Source organism: Lentzea sp. NPDC059081 (assembly GCF_042738015.1).
In the GTDB taxonomy this organism is placed as follows: domain Bacteria; phylum Actinomycetota; class Actinomycetes; order Mycobacteriales; family Pseudonocardiaceae; genus Lentzea.
The window spans coordinates 987,552-1,006,147 of sequence record NZ_JBHYGW010000001.1 but is presented as its reverse complement, the minus strand read 5'-3'; the positions used below and the strand labels follow the sequence as shown (position 1 = coordinate 1,006,147).

Annotated in this window: 14 protein-coding genes; 4 read left to right on the top strand and 10 right to left on the bottom strand. The window is 70.3% G+C overall.

Annotated features, from left to right (window positions below):
- Positions 1-9: 9 nt before the first annotated feature.
- From ACFWV3_RS04105 to ACFWV3_RS04085, 5 genes are read right to left on the bottom strand one after another with little or no spacing between them, the layout of a single operon-like run.
- Positions 10-5,289 (bottom strand): amino acid adenylation domain-containing protein, encoded by a 5,280-nt coding sequence (locus tag ACFWV3_RS04105; protein WP_382408000.1) that lies wholly within the window; start codon positions 5,287-5,289, stop codon positions 10-12.
- Between the two features lie 10 nt (positions 5,290-5,299).
- Positions 5,300-6,292 (bottom strand): 2,3-diaminopropionate biosynthesis protein SbnB, encoded by a 993-nt coding sequence (gene sbnB, locus ACFWV3_RS04100; protein ID WP_382408156.1) that lies wholly within the window; start codon positions 6,290-6,292, stop codon positions 5,300-5,302.
- A gap of 16 nt (positions 6,293-6,308) precedes the next feature.
- The gene (locus tag ACFWV3_RS04095; RefSeq protein WP_382407998.1) at positions 6,309-7,625 is read right to left on the bottom strand and encodes a cation:proton antiporter; all 1,317 of its coding nucleotides are present in this window, start codon (positions 7,623-7,625) and stop codon (positions 6,309-6,311) included.
- Between the two features lie 15 nt (positions 7,626-7,640).
- A complete protein-coding gene (locus ACFWV3_RS04090) occupies positions 7,641-8,135 on the bottom strand; it encodes a flavin reductase family protein (RefSeq protein WP_382407996.1) in 495 nt (164 codons plus the stop codon).
- Between the two features lie 3 nt (positions 8,136-8,138).
- Complete coding sequence (locus ACFWV3_RS04085; protein WP_382407994.1) at positions 8,139-9,071, bottom strand: TauD/TfdA family dioxygenase; 933 nt, start codon at positions 9,069-9,071, stop codon at positions 8,139-8,141.
- Positions 9,072-9,217: 146 nt separating this feature from the next.
- Here ACFWV3_RS04085 and sbnA point away from each other — a divergent pair, with 146 nt between their 5' ends.
- Entirely contained in the window at positions 9,218-10,171 is a 954-nt protein-coding gene (gene sbnA / locus ACFWV3_RS04080; protein WP_382407992.1) for a 2,3-diaminopropionate biosynthesis protein SbnA, read from the top strand.
- Between the two features lie 26 nt (positions 10,172-10,197).
- Here sbnA and ACFWV3_RS04075 read toward each other — a convergent pair whose 3' ends face one another.
- From ACFWV3_RS04075 to ACFWV3_RS04065, 3 genes are all read right to left on the bottom strand, one after another.
- Positions 10,198-11,175, bottom strand: coding sequence for a zinc-binding dehydrogenase (locus tag ACFWV3_RS04075; RefSeq protein WP_382407990.1), 978 nt, complete (start codon positions 11,173-11,175; stop codon positions 10,198-10,200).
- A gap of 136 nt (positions 11,176-11,311) precedes the next feature.
- Positions 11,312-11,434 carry a hypothetical protein gene (locus ACFWV3_RS04070; RefSeq protein ID WP_382407988.1) on the bottom strand — a complete coding sequence of 41 codons (123 nt, stop codon included), beginning with the start codon at positions 11,432-11,434 and terminating at the stop codon, positions 11,312-11,314.
- A 265-nt stretch (positions 11,435-11,699) separates the two neighbouring features.
- Entirely contained in the window at positions 11,700-14,534 is a 2,835-nt protein-coding gene (locus ACFWV3_RS04065; protein WP_382407986.1) for a BTAD domain-containing putative transcriptional regulator, read from the bottom strand.
- A 188-nt stretch (positions 14,535-14,722) separates the two neighbouring features.
- Between ACFWV3_RS04065 and ACFWV3_RS04060 the strand changes: the two genes are divergently transcribed.
- Both ACFWV3_RS04060 and ACFWV3_RS04055 read left to right on the top strand, forming a co-directional pair.
- Positions 14,723-15,109: a hypothetical protein gene (locus ACFWV3_RS04060; RefSeq protein WP_382407984.1), complete on the top strand. Its 387-nt coding sequence runs from the start codon at positions 14,723-14,725 to the stop codon at positions 15,107-15,109.
- Positions 15,110-15,498: 389 nt separating this feature from the next.
- Positions 15,499-15,903 (top strand): hypothetical protein, encoded by a 405-nt coding sequence (locus tag ACFWV3_RS04055; protein ID WP_382407982.1) that lies wholly within the window; start codon positions 15,499-15,501, stop codon positions 15,901-15,903.
- Positions 15,904-16,437: 534 nt separating this feature from the next.
- Here the strand turns inward: ACFWV3_RS04055 and ACFWV3_RS04050 are convergent.
- Positions 16,438-17,829, bottom strand: coding sequence for an esterase/lipase family protein (locus tag ACFWV3_RS04050; protein ID WP_382408154.1), 1,392 nt, complete (start codon positions 17,827-17,829; stop codon positions 16,438-16,440).
- On the opposite strand from ACFWV3_RS04050, the gene ACFWV3_RS04045 reads away from it, so the two are divergent.
- A complete protein-coding gene (locus ACFWV3_RS04045) occupies positions 17,801-18,016 on the top strand; it encodes a hypothetical protein (RefSeq protein ID WP_382408164.1) in 216 nt (71 codons plus the stop codon). The genes ACFWV3_RS04050 and ACFWV3_RS04045 overlap by 29 nt on opposite strands.
- Here ACFWV3_RS04045 and ACFWV3_RS04040 read toward each other — a convergent pair.
- Positions 17,997-18,449 (bottom strand): hypothetical protein, encoded by a 453-nt coding sequence (locus ACFWV3_RS04040; RefSeq protein WP_382407980.1) that lies wholly within the window; start codon positions 18,447-18,449, stop codon positions 17,997-17,999. The genes ACFWV3_RS04045 and ACFWV3_RS04040 overlap by 20 nt on opposite strands.
- Positions 18,450-18,596 lie beyond the last annotated feature (147 nt).

Genomic DNA, 18,596 nt, shown 5'->3' with positions numbered 1-18,596 from the left:
GATTCCCCCTCAGTCGGCGAACGTGCCGAGCACGTGGACGAGGCGGTCGAGCACCCGCCGCGCCTCGGCCGGGCGGAACAGGTCTGGCCGGTAGCCGAGCCGCAGGTGCAGCCGGTTACCGGGCACCGCGGCGAGCCGCAGCGGGTAGTGGGTCTCGTCCTCGACCTCGAACCCGGTCAGCCGCAGCGCTTCCGGCAGCGCGCCGGCCCACTCGTCGCGGTCGAAGGAGTAGTTGACGAACATGATCGCCGTGTCGAACAGGTCGCGGCCGGTGTCGGCGAGTCCCAGGTGGTGGTGCGGGATCAGCGCCGCCTGCTCGTCCTGCAGCCGGGACAGCACGTCCGGCCCGAGCCGCACGCGGACGGGGATCGTGTTGGTCAGGAGCCCGACCATGCGTTCGATCCCCGGCAGGTGCGGCGGCCGGCCCGAGACGGAGCAGCCGAACACCACGTCGTCGCGTCCGGTGAGCCGGCCCAGCACTTCTCCCCACGCGGCCTGCACGACCGTGTTGAGCGTGACGCCGGGGATGCGGGCGAGCTTGGCCGTGGTCTCGGCGTCGAGATCGGCCCTGACCTGCTCCTGCCGTTGCCCGGCGGGGGCGCCGGGGGCCACGAGAGTCGGGCCGGGCAGGCCCTCCAGCGCCGCGGCCCACACCGCGCGCGACTCGTCGAGGTCCTGGTCCGCGAGCCACCGCAGGTAGTCCGAGTAGGGCGGGCCCGGCCGCGGTTCGCGGTCCTGCGCGTACCGCTCGAACAGCTCGCGCACGATCAGCCCGGTGGACCAGCCGTCCCACAGCACGTGGTGCGCGGTCAGCAGCAGCCGGTGGTGGTGCTCGCCGAACCGCAGCACGTGGAAGCGGACCAGCGGCGGACGGGTGAGGTCGAACCCCTCGGCGCGCTCCTCGGCCGCGATCCGGTCGGCGTCGCCGGCGGTGCACGCGGTCTCGCGCCACGGCAACGTGACGTCCGAGCACACCACCTGGACGTCGTCGCGGAACGCCGCCCGCAGGTTCGGGTGCCGGCGCAGCAACGCCGTCGCCGCGTCCCGCAGCCGCGCGCCGTCGAACGGGCCCTCCAGGTCGAACCGCAGCTGCGAGACGTAGGAGTCGGCGTGCTGCCCGGACACCGCGTGCAGGAAGACGAACCCCGCCTGCAGCGGTGAGACCGGCAGGACGTCGGTGACGTCCGGGTGCGCGGCGGTGATCTCGTCGATCTCGGCCTGCGTGAGCCCGGTGAGCGGCACGTCCGCCGGGGTGAGAGGGGCGCGGTCGCGCAACGCGGTGATCTCGTCGAGCGCAGTGCTCCACCGGGTGGCGAACTCCTGCACGTCCTGTGCGGAGAACGCGGACTCGCGCCACGCCAGCTGCGCGCGCAGCTCGCCGCCGATGGAGAAAGTGGTGCACGCCAACGCGTAGCCGGGGTCAGGGGTGCAGGTGAACGACTCGACCGGCAGCTCCCCGAGGTCGCGGAACGCGATCCGCGGGCGGGCGTCGGCACCGCCACCGCGGCGCTGTTCCTTCACCTGCCGCAGCGCCTTGTCCGCCGGGGCCCACGCGCAGTGCACGGGCACGGGAGCGGCGATCCGCCCGACCGGTCCGGCGGAGCGCGGCACCTCGGCGAGGCACGGTTCGGTGACGGCCTGGGTGAGCCCGGCCAGCACGACGTCGGCCCGGTCCACCCGGTACCGCTCGGCCAGCGAGTCCCAGTCGGCGGCGGGAAGCGTGATCTCCACCGTCGAAAGGGAACCCGTCGCCACTCCCGCGCCCGGCGTGGCCGACACGTGATCGCGCAACGCGGCCGCGGCGGGCAGTGCGGCACCGGACCACAGAGTGTCCACATCGGACAGCAGCGTCCGCCACGACTCGCCGTCGGCGACGAGGTGGTGCAGCACCAGCAGCAGCCGTCCGCGGTGCGCGGGCCCGGAGTCGAACCACACCGCCTGCACGACCCGTCCGTCGGCGGGGGAGAGGCGCTCGGCGGCCGCCGAACGTTCCGCCTCGACGAGGTCCGGCTCGGGGTCGCCGACCAGCAGCACGCGGCTCAGGCAGTCGTCCACCGCGTCGGCGACCTCCCACGTCCCGTCCGCGAGCACGCGCATCCGCAGCGCCTCGTGGTGCGCGACGAGGGACTCGACGACGGCGGTCACGGCGTTCAGGCGGGTGCCGAGCGGCACCGGCACGACCACCGACTGGTGCAGGCCCTCCAGCCGCGTGCCCAGCCGTGCCAGTTCGGGCGTCGGGGGAAACGGGCCGGTGCCGGACGTGGTCGGCACGTCCCTGGCGACTCCGGCGAGCCGGGCCGCCGTCGGGTGCTGGAACACCTCGCGCGCGGTGAACTCGAGTCCCGCCGCGGCCGCGTTCGACACCAGCGGGAACACCATGATGCTGTCGCCGCCGTGGTCGAAGAACGAGTCGTGCGGACCCATGCGCGCGACCCCGAGCGCCTTCGCGAACAGCTCGCACAGCAGGGCTTCCCGCTCGCTGCCCGGCGCGGCGTCGTCGTCCGAGGAGAAGTCGGGTGCGGCCAGGAGCCGGCGGTCGACCTTGCCGTTCGGGGTGACCGGCAGCGCGTCCAGCAGCACGACGGCGGCCGGCACCATGAAGTCCGGCACGACCCGCGCGGCGTGCTCGCGCAGCTCCTCGGGCGTGATGTCGTGCTCCGGCACCACGTATGCGACGAGCCGCTTGCGTCCGTCGTGCTCCCGCACCGCGGCGACGGCGGACCGGACCGCGGGATGCCCGAGCAGCACGGCCTCCAGCTCGCCGAGCTCGACCCGGAACCCGCGGATCTTGACCTGGTCGTCGGCCCGGACCCGGTACTCCAGGTTGCCGTCCCGCCGCCACCGCACGAGGTCGCCGGTGCGGTACATCCGCGCGCCCGGCGGCCCGAAGGGGCACGGCACGAACCGGTCGGCGGTCAGCGCGGCCCGGCGCAGGTAGCCGCGGGCGAGCCCGTCACCCGCGAGGTACAGCTCGCCCTCCGCGCCGGGCAGCGCGGGCTCCAGCCGCGAGTCCAGGACGTAGACCTGCGTGTTGGCGACGGGTTTGCCGATCGGCGCCCCGTCGCCGGCGGTGAGCCGGCAGGTCGTGCTCGCCACCGCGGCCTCGGTGACGCCGTAGACGTTGACCATCCGCCTGCCCGCCGTCCACCGCCGCACCACGTCCTGGTCGGGCGTCTCGCCGCCGGTGATCAGCAACCGCAGGTCGGGCAGCCCGTCGGAGGGCAGCTGCGCGAGCATGACCGGCGGGATCGCGGCGTGCGTGACGCGCTCGTCGCGCAGCAGCCCGGCCAGGTCCTGCCCGTCCTGCGCGAGGACGAGGCACCCGCCGGACACGAGCGTCGGCCAGATGTCGCCGACGGCGACGTCGAAGCTGGGGGAGACGAACTGCAGCACCCTGCTGCCGTCCGTGAGCCCGAAGCGTTCGGCGTGGTCCAGGACGAAGTTGCGCATCGCGTCGTGCGGCACCACCACGCCCTTCGGCGCGCCGGTCGACCCGGACGTGTAGACGACGTAGGCCGCGCCGGCCCCGTGCGGCGTCGGCAGGAGGTCCTCGACCGCGCCGGCGGGAGGAAGATCGCCGAACGTGGTGTCGTCGACCACGGCGTCATCGACCACGAGGGCGGGCCGGAGGTCGTCGAGCAGGTAGGCGACGCGGTCGGCCGGGTAGTCCGGGTCGACCGGCACGTACGCCGCGCCCGCCCGCAACACGCCGAGCATCGCCACGATGAGCTCCGGTGAACGGCGCAGCGAGAGCGCGACGAAGTCCTCGGCGCCGATGCCCCGCGCGGTGAGGTGGGCGGCGAGTGCCGAGGCGCGCGAGCTCAGCTCACCGTAGGAGACCGTGCGGTCGCCGAACCGCAGCGCCGGGGCGTCGGGAGTGCGGATGGCCTGCCGTGCCACGAGCTCGGGCACGGTCTCGGCCGGCAGGTCGCGCGCGGTGGCGTTGCGGTCGACGAGCAGGTCGCGACGCTCCACTTCGGACAGCGGCGACACGTCCCCGACCGGCCGCGCGGGGTCCGCGGTCACGGTCAGCAGGAACGCCGACAGCCGGTCGCGGTGGGCGAGGAACCCGGACAGGCTGTGGTGCTCGGGGTTCGCCTCGAACACGAGCGACATCTCGCCGCCCGCCTGGCCGCGCACCCCGAGCGAGAGGTCCACGATCGGGCCCGACGCCAGGTTGTGCGTCGAGGCCGTCGCGCCGCCGAACCGCAGCGTGCGGTCGTACGGCATGAAGTTCACCATCGGTCCGATGAACGCCTGCTCGCTGCCGTCGAGCCCGAGGTCGCGGCGCAGGTCCTCCGCGCGGTACCGCTCGTGCCGCAGCGCCTCGCGCACGACGTCGGCCATGCGCGGCACGAGGTCCGCGAGGCTGTCCGCCGCGGAGACGTCCAGACGCAGCGCGACGGAGTTCGTCGCCATGCCGGGGGCGCGCCGCGACGCCGTGCTGCGCCGGCCCGCGACCGGCATGCCGATGACCACGTCGCGGCGGCCGGTGACCCGGTGCACGTAGGCGGCGACCGCCGCGAGCACGACCACCTGCCACGTCGACCCGGTGACGGCGGCCGCCTGCTGCAACGTCCGCACGTGCGCGGGAGCCAGCTCCCTCTCGCGGCTGAGCCGCACAGGCAGCGTCGCGGGGTCGGCGCCGGACGGCACGTCGCCGAGCACCCGCATCTGCGCGGGCCGGTCGGCGAACCGCTCCGTCCAGTACTCGCGGTCGCGGTCGAACTGCGCCGAGTCCCGGTAGGTCAGGTCTTCGGCCAGGATCGTCGAGAACGACGTGCACGGCACGCCACCGTCCTCATCGGACACCAGCGCCGTGTAGAGCTCCGCGAGCCGAGTGCCGACCAGCTGCACCCCGTAGCCGTCGATGACGGCGTGGTGCATCCGGTAGTAGAAGAGGAAGCGGTCCACGGACACCCGGAACAGCGCGAAGGCCGAGATCGGTGCCGTGGCCAGGTCGACCGGCCGCGTCGTGTCCTCGCGCATCCACCGCAGCGCGTCACCTTCGGGATCGGCCCGGCCGGTGTGGTCGTGCACCGGCAGCGGTTCGTCGTCCGCGGGGGCGACGAACTGGAAGAGCTCGCCGTCCACGCGGTCGAGTGCCGTGACCCGCAGTGTGTCGGCCTCGGCGCGCAGCCGGTTCCACGCGGTGGTGAACACGCCGACGTCCAGCGGGCCGTCGATCGCCAGGTACTCGGCGCAGTTGAAGAGCTGTCCGGTCGGGTCCAGCTGGTGGGCGAACCAGACGCCCCGCTGGGCCGCGGACAGCGGCAGTCGCTCGGTCATGGCCTTCCCCTCAGCCGTGGCGCTTGAGCTCGACGAAGAACCCGTCGACGACGAGTCCGCGCGCGTGCTCGTGGACGTGCATCCCCACCGCGAGGTCCAGGACCCCCAGCCCGAACGGGGAGAAGACGACCGGCCGGTCCGCCGGCACGTCGATCTCGCCCGCCAGCAGCGCGCGCATGTCCCCGGCCACGAACGACCGGTTACCGGTGCGCTGTTCGGTGAGGTGCAGCGACGTGTTCGCCTTCATGCAGTGCTCGACGTCGTCGGCGACGTTGCAGGAGGCGAGGACGATCTCGGGGGACAGGTCGCGCAGCGACACGTGCAGCACCAGCGGGTTGTGGTCGAGCCACGCCGGGTCGTGCACGTGCGGTTCGCCCGCGGTGGTCGCGAACACGACGAGGTCCGACGACCGGATCAGGTCCTCCGCCTTGTCGTGCACGGTGACCGGCCCGCTGCCGCGCAGGTAGGAGGCGAACCCGCCGGCGTGCTCCGGCGACAGGTCGTGCACGCCCGCCTCGTCGAACGCGAAACCGTTGGCCAGCAGGTACGTGTGCACGTATCGCGCGATCAGCCCGGCGCCGACGAAGCCCACGCGGGTGGGCCGGACACCACGGGCGGTGCTGAGTCGTACAGCCGCGAGTGCTGCGGAGGCGGCCGTGCGCGCCGCGCTGACGACCGAGGCCTCCATGCACGCGAACGGGTAGCCGGTTTCGGCGTCGTTGAGGATCAGCACCGCGGAGGCGCGGGGGAGGCCGCCCGCGACGTTCTCCGGGAAGCTCGAGATCCACTTCAGGCCGTGCACGCCGCCCAGCGACGCGGGCAGCGCGATGATCCGCGACGACGGCCGGTCGGGGAAGCGCAGGAAGTACGAGTCCGGGTTCACCGTCCCGCCGGCGCCGTGCAGCCGGTACGCGGCCTCGACCACGCCGGTGACCTGTTCTTCCCGGCCGCGCAGGACCTCGCGGACCTGCGCGCCGGAGATGACGGTGAAGGGGGGAGGCAGCACGGGAGGTCCTTCCTCAGACGGGGTCGGCGGCCTGGGGCTGCCGCGACGGGGGTTCGTACTCGCGCAACCGGAGCCGTTCGCTCGCGGTCACCTCGATGCGCGCCGCGGCGGCGCGCAGGATCGGCGGGCTCATCAGCGACGTGACGATCGCGATCAGCACGACGATCGTGTACATCTCGGTGCTGATCACCCCCAGCCGCAGGCCGACCATCGCGACCACGACCTCGACGACGCCGCGGGCGTTCATGCCCGCGCCGATGCCGAGCGCCTCCCAGCGGTCGAGCCCGCTCAGCCACGCGCCGAGGAACGCGCCCGCGAACTTGCCGGCGACGGCGATGAGCAGCAGCACCACGGCCGCGACGAGCACGGAGGGCTGGACGAGGGCGGTGAGGTCCATGCGCAGCCCGGCCATCGCGAAGAAGACCGGCGCGAGGAACGTCATCACGACCGTGCGCAACGGCAGCAGCTTCTCCAGCACGTCACCGCCCGCGTTGCGGATCAGCATGCCGCCGACCAGCGCGCCGAGGACCGCCTCCAGCCCGAGCAGGTGGCTCAGTGCGCTCATCGCCAGCACGACCACGACCGCCGCGCCGATCGTGGCGCCGTCACCGGCCCGGTTCATCACGAACCGCACCAGCGGACGGCCGAGCACGTACGAGGAGACGAGGAACAGCAACAGGAACGCGATGGACCGCGCGATCGCGCCCGCGTGCACGCCGGTCGTGGCCATCGCGGTCACCACGGACAGGCCGAGCCAGCCGATCACGTCGTCGACCGTGCCGGAGATGAGGATCAGCTGACCCACGTTGCGGTGCAACAGCTTCAGGTCGATCAACGTCTTCGCGATCACCGGGATAGCACTGACGCACATGGCGACGCCGAGGAACAGCGCGAAGACCAGGCGCTCGTCGCCGCCACCGGCCAGCAAAGCCTGCGGCACCAGGAAACCCGCGCCGATGCCCAGGCCCAGCGGGATCACCAGGCCGGGCAGGCTGATCCTCACCGCGGTGCCGCGGCGCTTGCGGACGAGCGCCAGGTCGAGCGACACACCGGTCACGCCGACCAGCAGCAGCACCCCGATCTGCCCGAACGCGTCGAGCACGTGGAACTGCTCCGCCTGGTGCGGGAACAGCCACTCCGCCCAGCCGGGAGCCACCCAGCCGAGCAGCGACGGGCCGAGCAGGATGCCGGTGAGCAGCTCGCCGACGATCGCGGGCATTCCCACGCGCACCGCGAGGCGGCCCATCAGCAGCGCCAGCACCAGCAGCACGGCGACCTGGACCAGGAACAGGAACAGCGAGTGGCCGCCGAACGGGGGGACGGGGGTCATGTCGGGAAGCTCCAGTCAGCCGAACTTGCCGTCGAGGAAGATGAGCGGCGCGCGGTCCTCGCTCACCACGCGGCTCTCGACCACCGAGCCGACGATCAGGTCGTGGTCGCCCACCGGGTGCGTGTGCGCGAACTCGCAGACGAAGTAGGCGACGCAGCCCGGCACCACCGGCGCGGGCACGGTGTCCAGCGTGCGCAGCCCGAGGTGGTCCGGTGCGCCGTCACGGCCGCGGCGCGCGTAGTGCCGCGCGTACTCCTCCTGCTCGGCGTCGAGGACGCTGATGCCGAAGTAGCGCGCGCGTTCGGCGAGGTAGCGCATCCGCCCGTCCGTCGTGACCGACACCCCGACGAGCGCAGGGTGCAGCGACAACGTGACGAACGAGTTGGCGGTCAGCGCGTGCTCGCCGCCGCCGTCGCGCACCGCCACCACCGTGACGCCGGTGGCGAACCGGCGTGCGGCACGGCGCAGCGCGTCGGCCTGGCGCTCGTCGCGGAGCTGCGTGCTCGACACGGGTCAGTCCGACATCGCGACGAGGATGCGGCGCGGCCCGGTGAAGGAGCGCCGGCCGTGGCCGACCGCCACGTTGTCGATCAGCAGCACGTCGCCCGCGCGCCAGTCGACGTCGACGGCCTCGCTGAGCCCGCGGTCGCGGATCTGCCGGACGTGGTCCGCGGGGATGGGCGAGCCGTCGGCGAAGGTGACCGACTGGGGCAGGTCCTCCTCGCCCATGATCTGGTATAGCGCCGCCGCGGTCTCGTCGCCGAGCCCGGCCGCGTGCCACTGGTCGGCCTGGTTGAACCAGACCTCGTCCCCGGTCACCGGGTGCACGGTGGTCGACGGCCGGACCTGGCTCACCCGCAGGCCGCCGTCGGGGCGCCACGCGAACTCGCTGCCGGAGGTGGAGAGGAACTCCTCGACCACGTCCCGCTGATCGGTCTCGAACGTGTCCTGCCAGCTCTTGCCGAACCCCTTGCCGCCGTGCAGGTTCTGCGTGTACCGCACGCCCTTCGCGAACGCCTCGCGCACCTCGTCGTCGAGCGAGCCGAGCCACCGCACCCCGTCCACCAGGGGCGTGGCACCCCCGGTCTCCGGCGCGACGGCGCAGAAGAACATCAGCCGTTCCGGCCACTGGTGCGCGTACGACATCTCGTTGTGCATGGAGATGTCGAATTCCGGCGGGTATTCGGTCGACGTGTAGACGTTCTGCCCGACCTTCGTGCGCGGCGAGTTGCCGTGGACATAGGCCAGCCGGTTGGGCAGCAGCAGGTCCATCACCTCGTCGAGCTCGGAGGTCGTGACCTGGAAGCCGCGGAAGACCAGTGCCTTGTGCTCTGCGAGGAGCTCGCCCAGGTCAGCGGACCCGCGCAGGTGGTCGGCCAGCCCTCGTGGCCCCGGCTCGGCTCCGATGCCCGCCGGGTCGAGCTCGAGTGGAGCCCAGTGTTCCATCCGCCTCGCCCTCCCTTTTCGTCGTGAAAACGACCCTGGGGAGCACGCCTATATTTCGTCGGTATCGCGCCTATGGCAGGCCGTATAGCGGAAATATCGCGTCGCCGTCAACGATTTCCGCATCGGCTAGGAGATGGGATTTCGGTGTGGCAGCTGTCATCACGAGTCCGCTGGAGTTCAACGTCGCGGACCTGTACGTGGACCTGCGCGAGATGGCCGGACGACACCTGATGCTCAAGTGCGAGGGCTTCAACTTCGCGGGGTCGATCAAGCTCAAGGCCGCCGTGGAGATGGTCGACGCGATGGAACGCGACGGCCGCGTCACCCCCGGCACGACCCTGGTCGAGTCCTCCTCCGGCAACATGGGCGTGGCGCTGAGCCTGGTGGCGGCCAGCAAGGGCTACCGGTTCGTCTGCGTGACCGACGTGCGGTGCACCCACGCCGCACGCCGCGCGATGGAGGCGTTCGGCAGCGAGGTGCACGTCATCTCCGAGCCCGACTCCTCAGGCGCCTACCTCGGCTCCCGGATAGCGCACGTGCGGGCGTTGTGCCGCGACAACCCCGGCTTCGTGTGGCTGAACCAGTACGCCAACCCCTGCAACTGGATGGGCCACTACCGCTCGACCGCTCCCGAGATCGCCAAGGAGTTCCCCGACCTCGACGTGCTCTTCGTCGGCGCCGGCACCACAGGCACGCTCATGGGCTGCGCACGCTACTTCCGCGAGACCCAGCCGTCCGTGCGCATAGTCGCCGTCGACAGCGTCGGCTCGGTCACCTTCGGCACGAAGCCGGCCACCCGCCTGATCCCCGGCCTGGGCACGAGCGTCCGCCCGCAGATCCTCGACGAGTCGCTGGTGGACGACGTCGTGCACGTAGAGGAGCACGACACCGTCCGCACCTGCCACGACCTGGTGCGCCGCGGCTACCTCTTCGGCGGGTCGACCGGCACCGTGGTCAGCGGCGCGCTGCGCTGGCTGTCCACCAGGGACGAGAACCTCGTCTGCGTGGCGATCGCCCCGGACCTAGGCGGCAACTACCTCGACACGCTCTACCACGACAAATGGCTGGCGGACGCCGGTCTCACGGCCGACCCCGACTGACCGCGGCACCCGCGTCGCTGTCACCGTCAGGGACGCAGCAGGATCTTGCCCCGCCGGCCGGGGGCCGCGTTGCCGCGCGCAGCGTCGGCGATCTCCTCCAGCGAGTAGACGTGCTCGACCGGCACGGTGAGCGCGCCCGAGGCGATCCCCGTGACCAGTTCACCCAGCAGAGAAGCCCGCTTGTCGGCCGCCAGCGCCGGGAAGACCTTGCTGCCCCAGAACCCGATGACGGTCACCTGCTTGAAGATCACGTCACCCGAGCTGATCTCCAGGGTCGGCGAGGCCATCGCACCGAACACCACGAGTTGACCGCCCTCAGCGAGCAGCGACACGACATCACCCGCGGCCGCACCACCGACCGAGTCGACCCCGGCCTTCACCGGCGCGTCACCGACGATCTCGCGCACCCGGTCACGCCACCCCTCGTCATCAGTCGCGACCACGTCACCGATGCCCTGCTCACTCAGCTCGGCCACACCGTCCGCACGACGCACGAGGCCGAGAACCCGAATGCCGCGGGCCGCAGCCAGCTGCGCGACGAGCCTGCCGACCGCTCCGTTGGCGGCGTTCTGCACGAACCAGTCGCCCTCGGCGAGGTTCAGCGAGTCGAGCAGCGCGATCGCACTGAACGGCATCGACACCAGCTGACTGGCCGCCTCGTCACCGATGGCGTCAGGAACCGGGATGAGCGCCTTGGCGGGCGCCACCACGAACTCGGCCCAGGCACCGAACGTGCCACCGGAAGCCACGCGCCGGCCCACCTCGAGGCCCTCTACGCCCTCGCCGAGCGCCTCGACGACCCCGACGAACTCGGTGCCGGAACGCGCGGGCATCTCGGGCTTGAAACCGTAGGTGCCGCGCACGGTCCACAGGTCGTGGTTGTGGATGGGGGACAGCAACACCCGCACCAGGACCTCGCCGGGGCCGGGCTGCGGAGCGGGCACCTCCCGCACCTCGAGGACCTCAGCGGGGTCACCGAACTTCTGCTGGACCAGTGCGCGCATGACATGCCTTTCGTGGTGCGGTTTACGTGTCACGACAACGCCGCGGCCAGCCGCGGCATGCCGTTGCCGACTTCGATGAGCGTGAGGTCACAGCTCGCCGAAGTGCAGCTCACACCATGCGCAGCAAGGCCGCACCTCAGAACAGGCCGATCGGATCAGGAACAGTCACCCAACCGTCGTTCGCGAGCACCGGCTCGGCACCGAATCCCAGGTCGGGAACACCGGTGCGCCCGTCGAGCGCGGGCTCGCGCTGTGCCACAGCGTCTGGCGTTCCTCGACCACGTCCAGGGCGCTGGGCTGTCTACGACGAGCACCCCGCTCACCCGCTCATGACCGTGGTCGTGTGGAAGCGTCCCATAGCCGTACCGCAACCGGCCGCAGGTAGACGCTTTGCCTCGCCCGGCGTTCTCCACCGTGGTTCCGTACAGCGTGGTCCAGACGTCCTCGTCGTCCGGGACGAAGATCACGAATCCGACCGCCACGACGAACGGCAAGTCGAGGGTGCCGTGACGGGCATTCCCGGTTCATGGTCGAGGCGGCAGTTCCTGGCTGGGCAAGTTGTCGAGTCGGCGCCGGACTCTCTCGGCGTCAACGTCGCGTCCCTGGTGTCGGTAAAATTCCTCGGCCTCCCGCCATGCGGCGCTTGCTTCTCCCAGTCGACCGATGGAGACAAGTGGATGTCCGATGTTTTCGAGGGTCTTGGCGGTCTCGGCGGTGTTGTCGAGGGTTCGGTACAGGGTCAGGGATTCTTGGTAGTACTGGACAGCGTGGCGGTGATCGGCGGCCTGGTGGCTGATAAAACCCAAGCTGTCCAAAGTGGCAGCCTCGCCATCCGGATGTTGCTGGTGTCGGCGATGCAGTGCGAGAGCCTCTTCGCAGTGGGCTCGAGCCAGGTCGTACTCGCCCAGATGGGCGGCGCACCAGCCGACTGCGTTGAGCGCATCTGCCACCCTGACCTGCTTGCCGAGCACGCGGTAGAGGTGCAAGGCGCGATACGCGTGCTCCAGAGCCTGCCGGTTTTCTCCGCATCCGTGCCAGGACCACGCGAGGGCCCCGTGCGTGCTGGCTTGGTCTGCCAGATTCTCTTGTTCCTCAGCCAAGGTGAGTGCCCGGTGCAGTTGTTCGACAGCTTCCTGATGCCGACTCAGCTGGGTGAGAGCAGTGCCGACGTTTTGAAGAACTTGAATGCGAATGGAGACGTCGAGGTGAACTGCGGCCTCTGCGGCGGCGAGCCAGGTGACGAGGGCGTCGTGCCGGTGACCACGTCGGTAGTGGAACACGGCGAGAGAACGAGCGAACTGCCACACCTCGAAGTGGCGGTCGCGGTCCTTGGCGACTTGCTGGGCCGCAAGCAGGCAGGTGTGTTCGGCGTCAAGCCAGGCGAGCGCGGTCGTGATGTCGGGAAACGTTCGTGCACCGGCTCCACGGGTGTGACGGCCTGTCTCGGCGGGTGACCTCGTGGGGCTCAGCCGGTTGTCGGCGTTGGAGGTGCTGTGCAGGTAGAAGGTCATCACCTCGACCAAGGCGGTGGTGCGCACGTCGTCTGGCAGGTCGCGGGCAAGGGTGGCGGCGTAGTCGCGGACCAGGTCGTGCATCGCGTATCGGCCGCCCGGCCGCCGTTCGACCAGGGATGCGTCCTCCAGCACGGAGAGCGCTTTGCGAGTGTGGGCTTGGGAAAGCCCGGTGAGGGCGGCCACGGCGGGAGGGGTGGTGTCCGGTCCGGGCGCAATGCCCAGCAACGCGAACACGGTGCGGTGTTCGTCGGTGAGCCGGCGCAGGGACCACGACAGCACGGCGGGCAGGCTGGCGGCGGGGTCGGTGTCGTGGTCGAGCAGTTCCAGCCCCAGCTCACGCAGTTTGGTGGCAACCTCGGTGAGAAGGAGGGCGGGGCGATCGGCGGCGTGGCGGGTGGCGATCGACAGAGCCAGCGGATAGCCCCCGCACAACTCGACCAACTCGTCCACGGCGTCTTGCTCGGCGGTGACGCGGTCCTCGCCGAGGCGTGCGGTCAGCAGGGCGCGAGCATCAGCACGGTCCAGGACGCCCAAGGGAACGTAACCGGCACTGTGCCGGTCGACCAGCGAAGCGAGCCGGCTGCGCCCGGTGATCAGCACCGTGCAGGTCGGGCTGCCCGGCAGCAGCGGGACGACCTGCTCCGCGGTGGCGGCGTTGTCCAGCACGATCAGCATCCGCCGGCCTGCGACCAGGCTTCGGTACAGGGCGGCCTGCGCGTCCAGGTCGGTCGGCACCCGGCCGGGATCGACCCCCAGGGCGTCGAGGAACCCGCGCACGGCCACCGCCGGTGCCGTCGGCTCTTGCGCGGGGCTGAATCCGTGCAGGTCCACGAACAGCTGCCCGTCGGGGAACCTCTCGGCGTGCTGGTGCGCCCAGCTGAGGGACAGCCAGGTCTTGCCGATCCCGCCCGCTCCGCCGATCGCGGAGATCACCATCGCGGACGTGGTCCGTGAACCCCGCGGCATCCCGTCCGACTCGGCGGTCAGCGCCTCGTCCAGCCGAGCCAGTTCGGCGTCGCGGCCGATGAACCACCGCGGCGGTGCGGGCAGCTGATGTGGCACGAATTCGTTCGTCGTCCTGCCGCCGCTGACTGGTGGCGCCGGGGTGAGGGTGGTGTCGTTGTCGAGGAGACGCTGGTGCAACTCCCGCAGGGCGGTGCCGGGGTCGGTGCCCAGCTCCTCGACCAGGCGTTGCCGTAGCTGCCGGTAGCAGGTCAGAGCATCTGCGGTGCGTCCGGCGTGGTGCAGGGCCAGCATGTACTGGCCGGTCACCCGCTCGTCCAGCGGATGCCTCGAGGTCCGCGCCAACAGCTGCGCCACCATCTCCTCACCGCGGCCCAGGCGCAGCAGGACGTCGGTCAGGTCCTGTTCGGCCGCTTCCCGTTCCTGCTGCCACCGGTACCGCGCACTGTCCGCCCACTGCCCGCTGACCCCCGTGAGCGGCTCGCCGCGCCACAACGCCAACGCTTCTGTCAGCAGCGTCACCCGGCGCGGGTCGTCGTCCGCAGAGCGCGCCTGGCTGCGCAGTGCGCGGAAGCGGAGCAGATCCACCGCCTGATCCGCTCGCGCGATCGTGAGCAGGTAGCCGTCGGAACGGTGCGCGATGGTCAGCGCGCCGGTGAAAGCCTTGCGAAGCCTCGAGATGTAGCTGTGCAGCACCGCACGTCCCCGTCGTGGCGTGTCCGCACCCCAGACCCGGTCGAGCAGCCGATCCGCGGGCACCAGCCGTCCGGCGTCCACCGCCAGTGCCGCCAGCACACACCGTTGCCGGGACGGCCCCACTGCCACCTGCCGGCCGTCGACACGCACGGACACCTCGTCCAGCAACGCGATCTCGATCACCATGCCGCCCCCGCAGCGATCTCGTCCTGTCGAGAGGGATAGCGCAGTGACCAGGGCGATGCAGGAACCTTGCAGGAGTTCACACGAACGGCCGCCGACCGTGGAAACCGAGGCGGCCCAGGCAGATCGACTGGGGGGCGGGCCGCCTCATCCCGACCAAGCAACCACGACGAAGCGGAAGAGGCGTGGAGATGGCAACGAAAATTGCACGGATGATCGGCATGGCGGCCGCCATGGCGGCTGTGGCGGTGGGACTGACGGCCGCTCCGGCCTCGGCAACGGCACGAGACCAAGCCGTCGGCACGGGGACGGTGCGCATCGTCCAGTCCGCGCCGGACCTCGCCATCCAGGCGGGCTGGCTCGGGAACTGCTACCCGGCCGTGGGGAGCAACTGGGGAGGTGGCTGGTGCGATGGCAACGGCCCGAACTGGAACTACCAGGGCTGGGTGGACTGCAGCAACGGCTGGGAGTACTACGGCGTCGTCCACTGGGCTGGAGATCGTCGCGGCTCCTACGCGTACTGCCCGACCGGGACGAGTGCCGTCGCGGGTGGCATCGACGTCTTCTACCTGTCCTGAACAGCAGGCCGACCGGTCGGGGACGACCGGAGTCGAAGACACCCACGACAGTGGGCAGCGGTCCATCGGTGCGGTGACACGCGCTGAACCAAGGGTCGCGTCCCCGGTACTCCCCGGGCGCGTCCACCGCAGTCAACCGCCAAGTCCGGTGAGCCAGCGGCGGAGAACATCAGGCTGGTGACTCCACGATGGAGTTCGGCGGAAGGGTCTGCCGCACGGATAGGTGAAAGATCACCTATCCGTGCAGACCCAGCGGACGCTCGCTGTCTCGTCATTTGTCGAGCAGCGACCTGGTTCGACGTTGTTCGATCGTCTCCGTGCGTGGGACAACGTTGAGCGTCTTAACACCGCACACGGCCGAGCACATCGAGCCCGTCGTGGTGTCGGCGATGACGACAGAGGACCTGGACCGGAGTGCTGACGACCCGGGCTGGTGGAATTCCGCTGATGGCCTGCCGTACAGCTACATCCTCGACCGACCGGACAGCGAGACCGATCCGGCGGAACTCGAGGTCCTCGAGCGGGTGGTCGGCAATCTGATGCGTTGCGATGTTGGATTCCACATCTTCGTCAGCACCCTCGCGGGCCAGCCTGTGCTGGCTCGGCTGGCGCAGCGCGTCGCGGAGCAGGTCGATGGATTGGTTCTCGTTGAGTTTCAGGCTCCGCCTTCTGCGGACTTGCCGAGGTATCTGGAAAACGTGGGTCGTTGCGTCCGCGTCGACGACTGCGTCTACTTCGACGCGCTCGCGATGGCAGCGTGGTATGGCCACCCTGACTTCTATGTGATCAAGTAGAAGTTCTGGCGCGATCAGCGGAGTGAGCGGGCGTTGCGTCGTGGGCGTCTCACCTGGAATTTCTTTGGTCGTTGGTGTGCGGCGCGTTCGTGGTTGCGTTTGGTGGGGCGCGGCGATGATGTGGGTGTGTCGCGCCGGGACTGGGCCGGGTACCGGCCGGGCAGCGTGTGTTCGTCGGGCGGTCGGAGGAGTTGCGGCGGCCGTACGCGGCGCGGTGTCGCGCACCGGCTGGTGGCAGTGGTCGCGGCGCACGGCCTGGGCAGGATCGGCAAGAGCACGCTCGTCGCACGGTTCGCCGAAATACACGAGACTCGTTTCTCGCTGGTGTGGTGGATGGTCGCGGACTCGCCGGCCGCGATCGAGGCGGGCTTGGCCGAGCTGGCGGCGGAGCTGGTGCCGCAGGCGGTGGAATTGCCGTCGGAGCAGCGCATAGAACTGGGGTTGCGGTGGCGCGACGCATACAGGCCGGCTTCTGGTGCTGGACAACCTGTCCGCCCCGAAGGACGCGGCGGCGTTGCTGGCGCGGGTGCGCGGTCAGCAGCCGTAGTTCGACTGCTTGCCGGACAGTTGTTTGAGATTCGTGATCGTCGCGCGTGTGCCATCCCAGTGAAGTCGGGCGGACCACTCTCGCATGCAGGACGACGCGCCCTCGTAGGAATTCCACCTCAAGGCGACGTCCCCACCTTCGATCTGCATGTGCCGCACGTTCGCGTGCTCGTTGGGGGTGATCTCTCCGAGGTCGACCGAGCCGAGAACCACTGGTCCTGGCCCGTACAGCACGATGTTGTGGGGCCAGCCGACTCCGCCGCGTGAACACATGTAAAGAACCGCTGCGTCCGCTTTTCCGTCGCCGGACAGGTCGCCGAAGACGATCGGGTTGTCTGCTTCTGCGGGTGACCCCAGGGCGAGCAGCTCCACGAATCCGTCGATGGCAGGGATTCCGGGGAGGCGGCCGTCGACGAGAGTGCCAGCGGGGTGACGGCACATGCTCGGCACAGGTGCCCGGTAGATCGCCTCGCTGGTGAGCTTCGTGCTGCGGGGCGTGTGTTTGGCCAGTGATGCCTTGATGCTCTCGATGACCTGGTTGATCGCGGACTGGTCCTTCACGATGTCGGCGTGGCCGCACTGGGCCAGCAGTGCCACCGCGCCGAAGTACATCTGCATCTCGGGGTCGACGAAGTGTCCAGTGAGCGCGTTCGCCGCCGTGCGAAGGGCGACCACGGGCGCCAGCGTGTGCGCGATCTCGGCCCCGAGGAGGTCGCCGGCCATCGCGATCAGGGCCTCCAGCTTCAGGTGGCAACCGTCCTCAGAGGTACGGATGTTGTGGCGCGGCGCGTTGGCCTGGCCGCCGGGACCCGAGGTCGCATAGCCGTGCGAGGAGCGCACGCTTACCACGCCGTCGTGGCCGAGAGTGTTGCTGTAGAGGGGGATCCCGAAAAGCGAGCGGTCCACGGTCACGTTTCCGGCGATCTCGGCGAGTGACACGTCTGCGGGCAGCCACGGTGGGAGGCCGCCGCACTGGGCTGGTAGTGCCGAACCGTTGTCGTGCGGCTGCAGGCAGTTCGCTGCGTCCTCGCCCAGCAGACCGGGCAGGTTCTCGTGGAACGCGGCTTTGACCTCCGCGTAGACCGTGCCACCCCAGGGAGAGCCCAAGTGCGGTGTGTCGATGGTGATGAGGTCGCTCACCGTCGCACTGGTCAACGCGCCGTTGCCGGGGGTGAGGGCGTACCTCGCGGCGAGTCCGCCCATCGAGTGCGCGACGAGAACGACCTTGCCGTCGCCGTCCACCCTGCCGTGAGCGTCCGAGACGCTCCTGACGTAGGTGGCGAGGCACGCGGCGATGTGGCTGCTCGAAGCCCAATGCGAAGACCAGACGCTGTAGTCGAACTGGAAGGTCGTGATCCTTTCCGGCAGGGCGGCTTTCACGAGCTTCTCGGTGTCGGCCAACGGCTTTCCGGTCCAGCCGTGGATGAACACGACAGGTCTTCTGGTCGCGCTGAGCTCGACGCCTGCAGGCAGTTCGCACGTATCGCGCGCCGTCGCCGCGGGCGGTGGAACCAGCATGACGAACAACAGCACCAACACCAGCGCCCTCATGGCTGCTGCTCCGTGAACGCGATCTTCCACCGTTGGTCGGTGCGGACCAGTCGGACCGACCAACGGCTCTGCGTGCTGCCTGGTTGCTGCCAGGTCGCCGCGACGATGGCCACATCGTCCGCCTCCTGATGGAAGGTGGTGGCGTCGATCGTCAACCCCGCCAGGGCCCGCAGGCGTGCCGATGCGTCGGGATTGAGCGGCTGGTCGGGAGGCAGGGCGACCGCATCGCGCAGTCTGGTCTCGTCGCCGGAACTGGCCTCCTGCACGAGGGTGTCTGCCTCAGCCTGGGTGAAGGCAGGAGGAGCCTGGGTGGTCGGAGCGTGCGGCGGAAGCTGGCTGAACGCACCGAACGGGTTGTTGAGGAAGGCGAACGCCGCGAGTGTCACGGCGAACAGGGCGACGAACGAACGCGCTCGCGCAGGGCCGGGCTCTTTGAGATCTGCTCCCACCGTTCCTCCCGGTCGTCCAACGTCTACCGACACGTCGTCCTACTGGGGCGTCCGGGTTACAGAAGTCACCCGAATGTAGCAGGGTGAGCGGTGGGCCCAGACGTAAGCGCCTTTCCAGTCTGTGGCCCGGCTGGTTTCCCTGATGCC

Bases quoted from the DNA above. Each gene is read 5' to 3' on its own strand.
- ACFWV3_RS04065 (WP_382407986.1), bottom strand. From the start codon at position 14,534: ATGGTGATCGAGATCGCGTTGCTGGACGAGGTGTCCGTGCGTGTCGAC.
- ACFWV3_RS04075 (WP_382407990.1), bottom strand. From the start codon at position 11,175: ATGCGCGCACTGGTCCAGCAGAAGTTCGGTGACCCCGCTGAGGTCCTC.
- ACFWV3_RS04095 (WP_382407998.1), bottom strand. From the start codon at position 7,625: ATGACCCCCGTCCCCCCGTTCGGCGGCCACTCGCTGTTCCTGTTCCTG.
- ACFWV3_RS04060 (WP_382407984.1), top strand. From the start codon at position 14,723: ATGGCAACGAAAATTGCACGGATGATCGGCATGGCGGCCGCCATGGCG.
- ACFWV3_RS04055 (WP_382407982.1), top strand. From the start codon at position 15,499: ATGACGACAGAGGACCTGGACCGGAGTGCTGACGACCCGGGCTGGTGG.
- ACFWV3_RS04105 (WP_382408000.1), bottom strand. From the start codon at position 5,289: ATGACCGAGCGACTGCCGCTGTCCGCGGCCCAGCGGGGCGTCTGGTTC.
- ACFWV3_RS04085 (WP_382407994.1), bottom strand. From the start codon at position 9,071: ATGGAACACTGGGCTCCACTCGAGCTCGACCCGGCGGGCATCGGAGCC.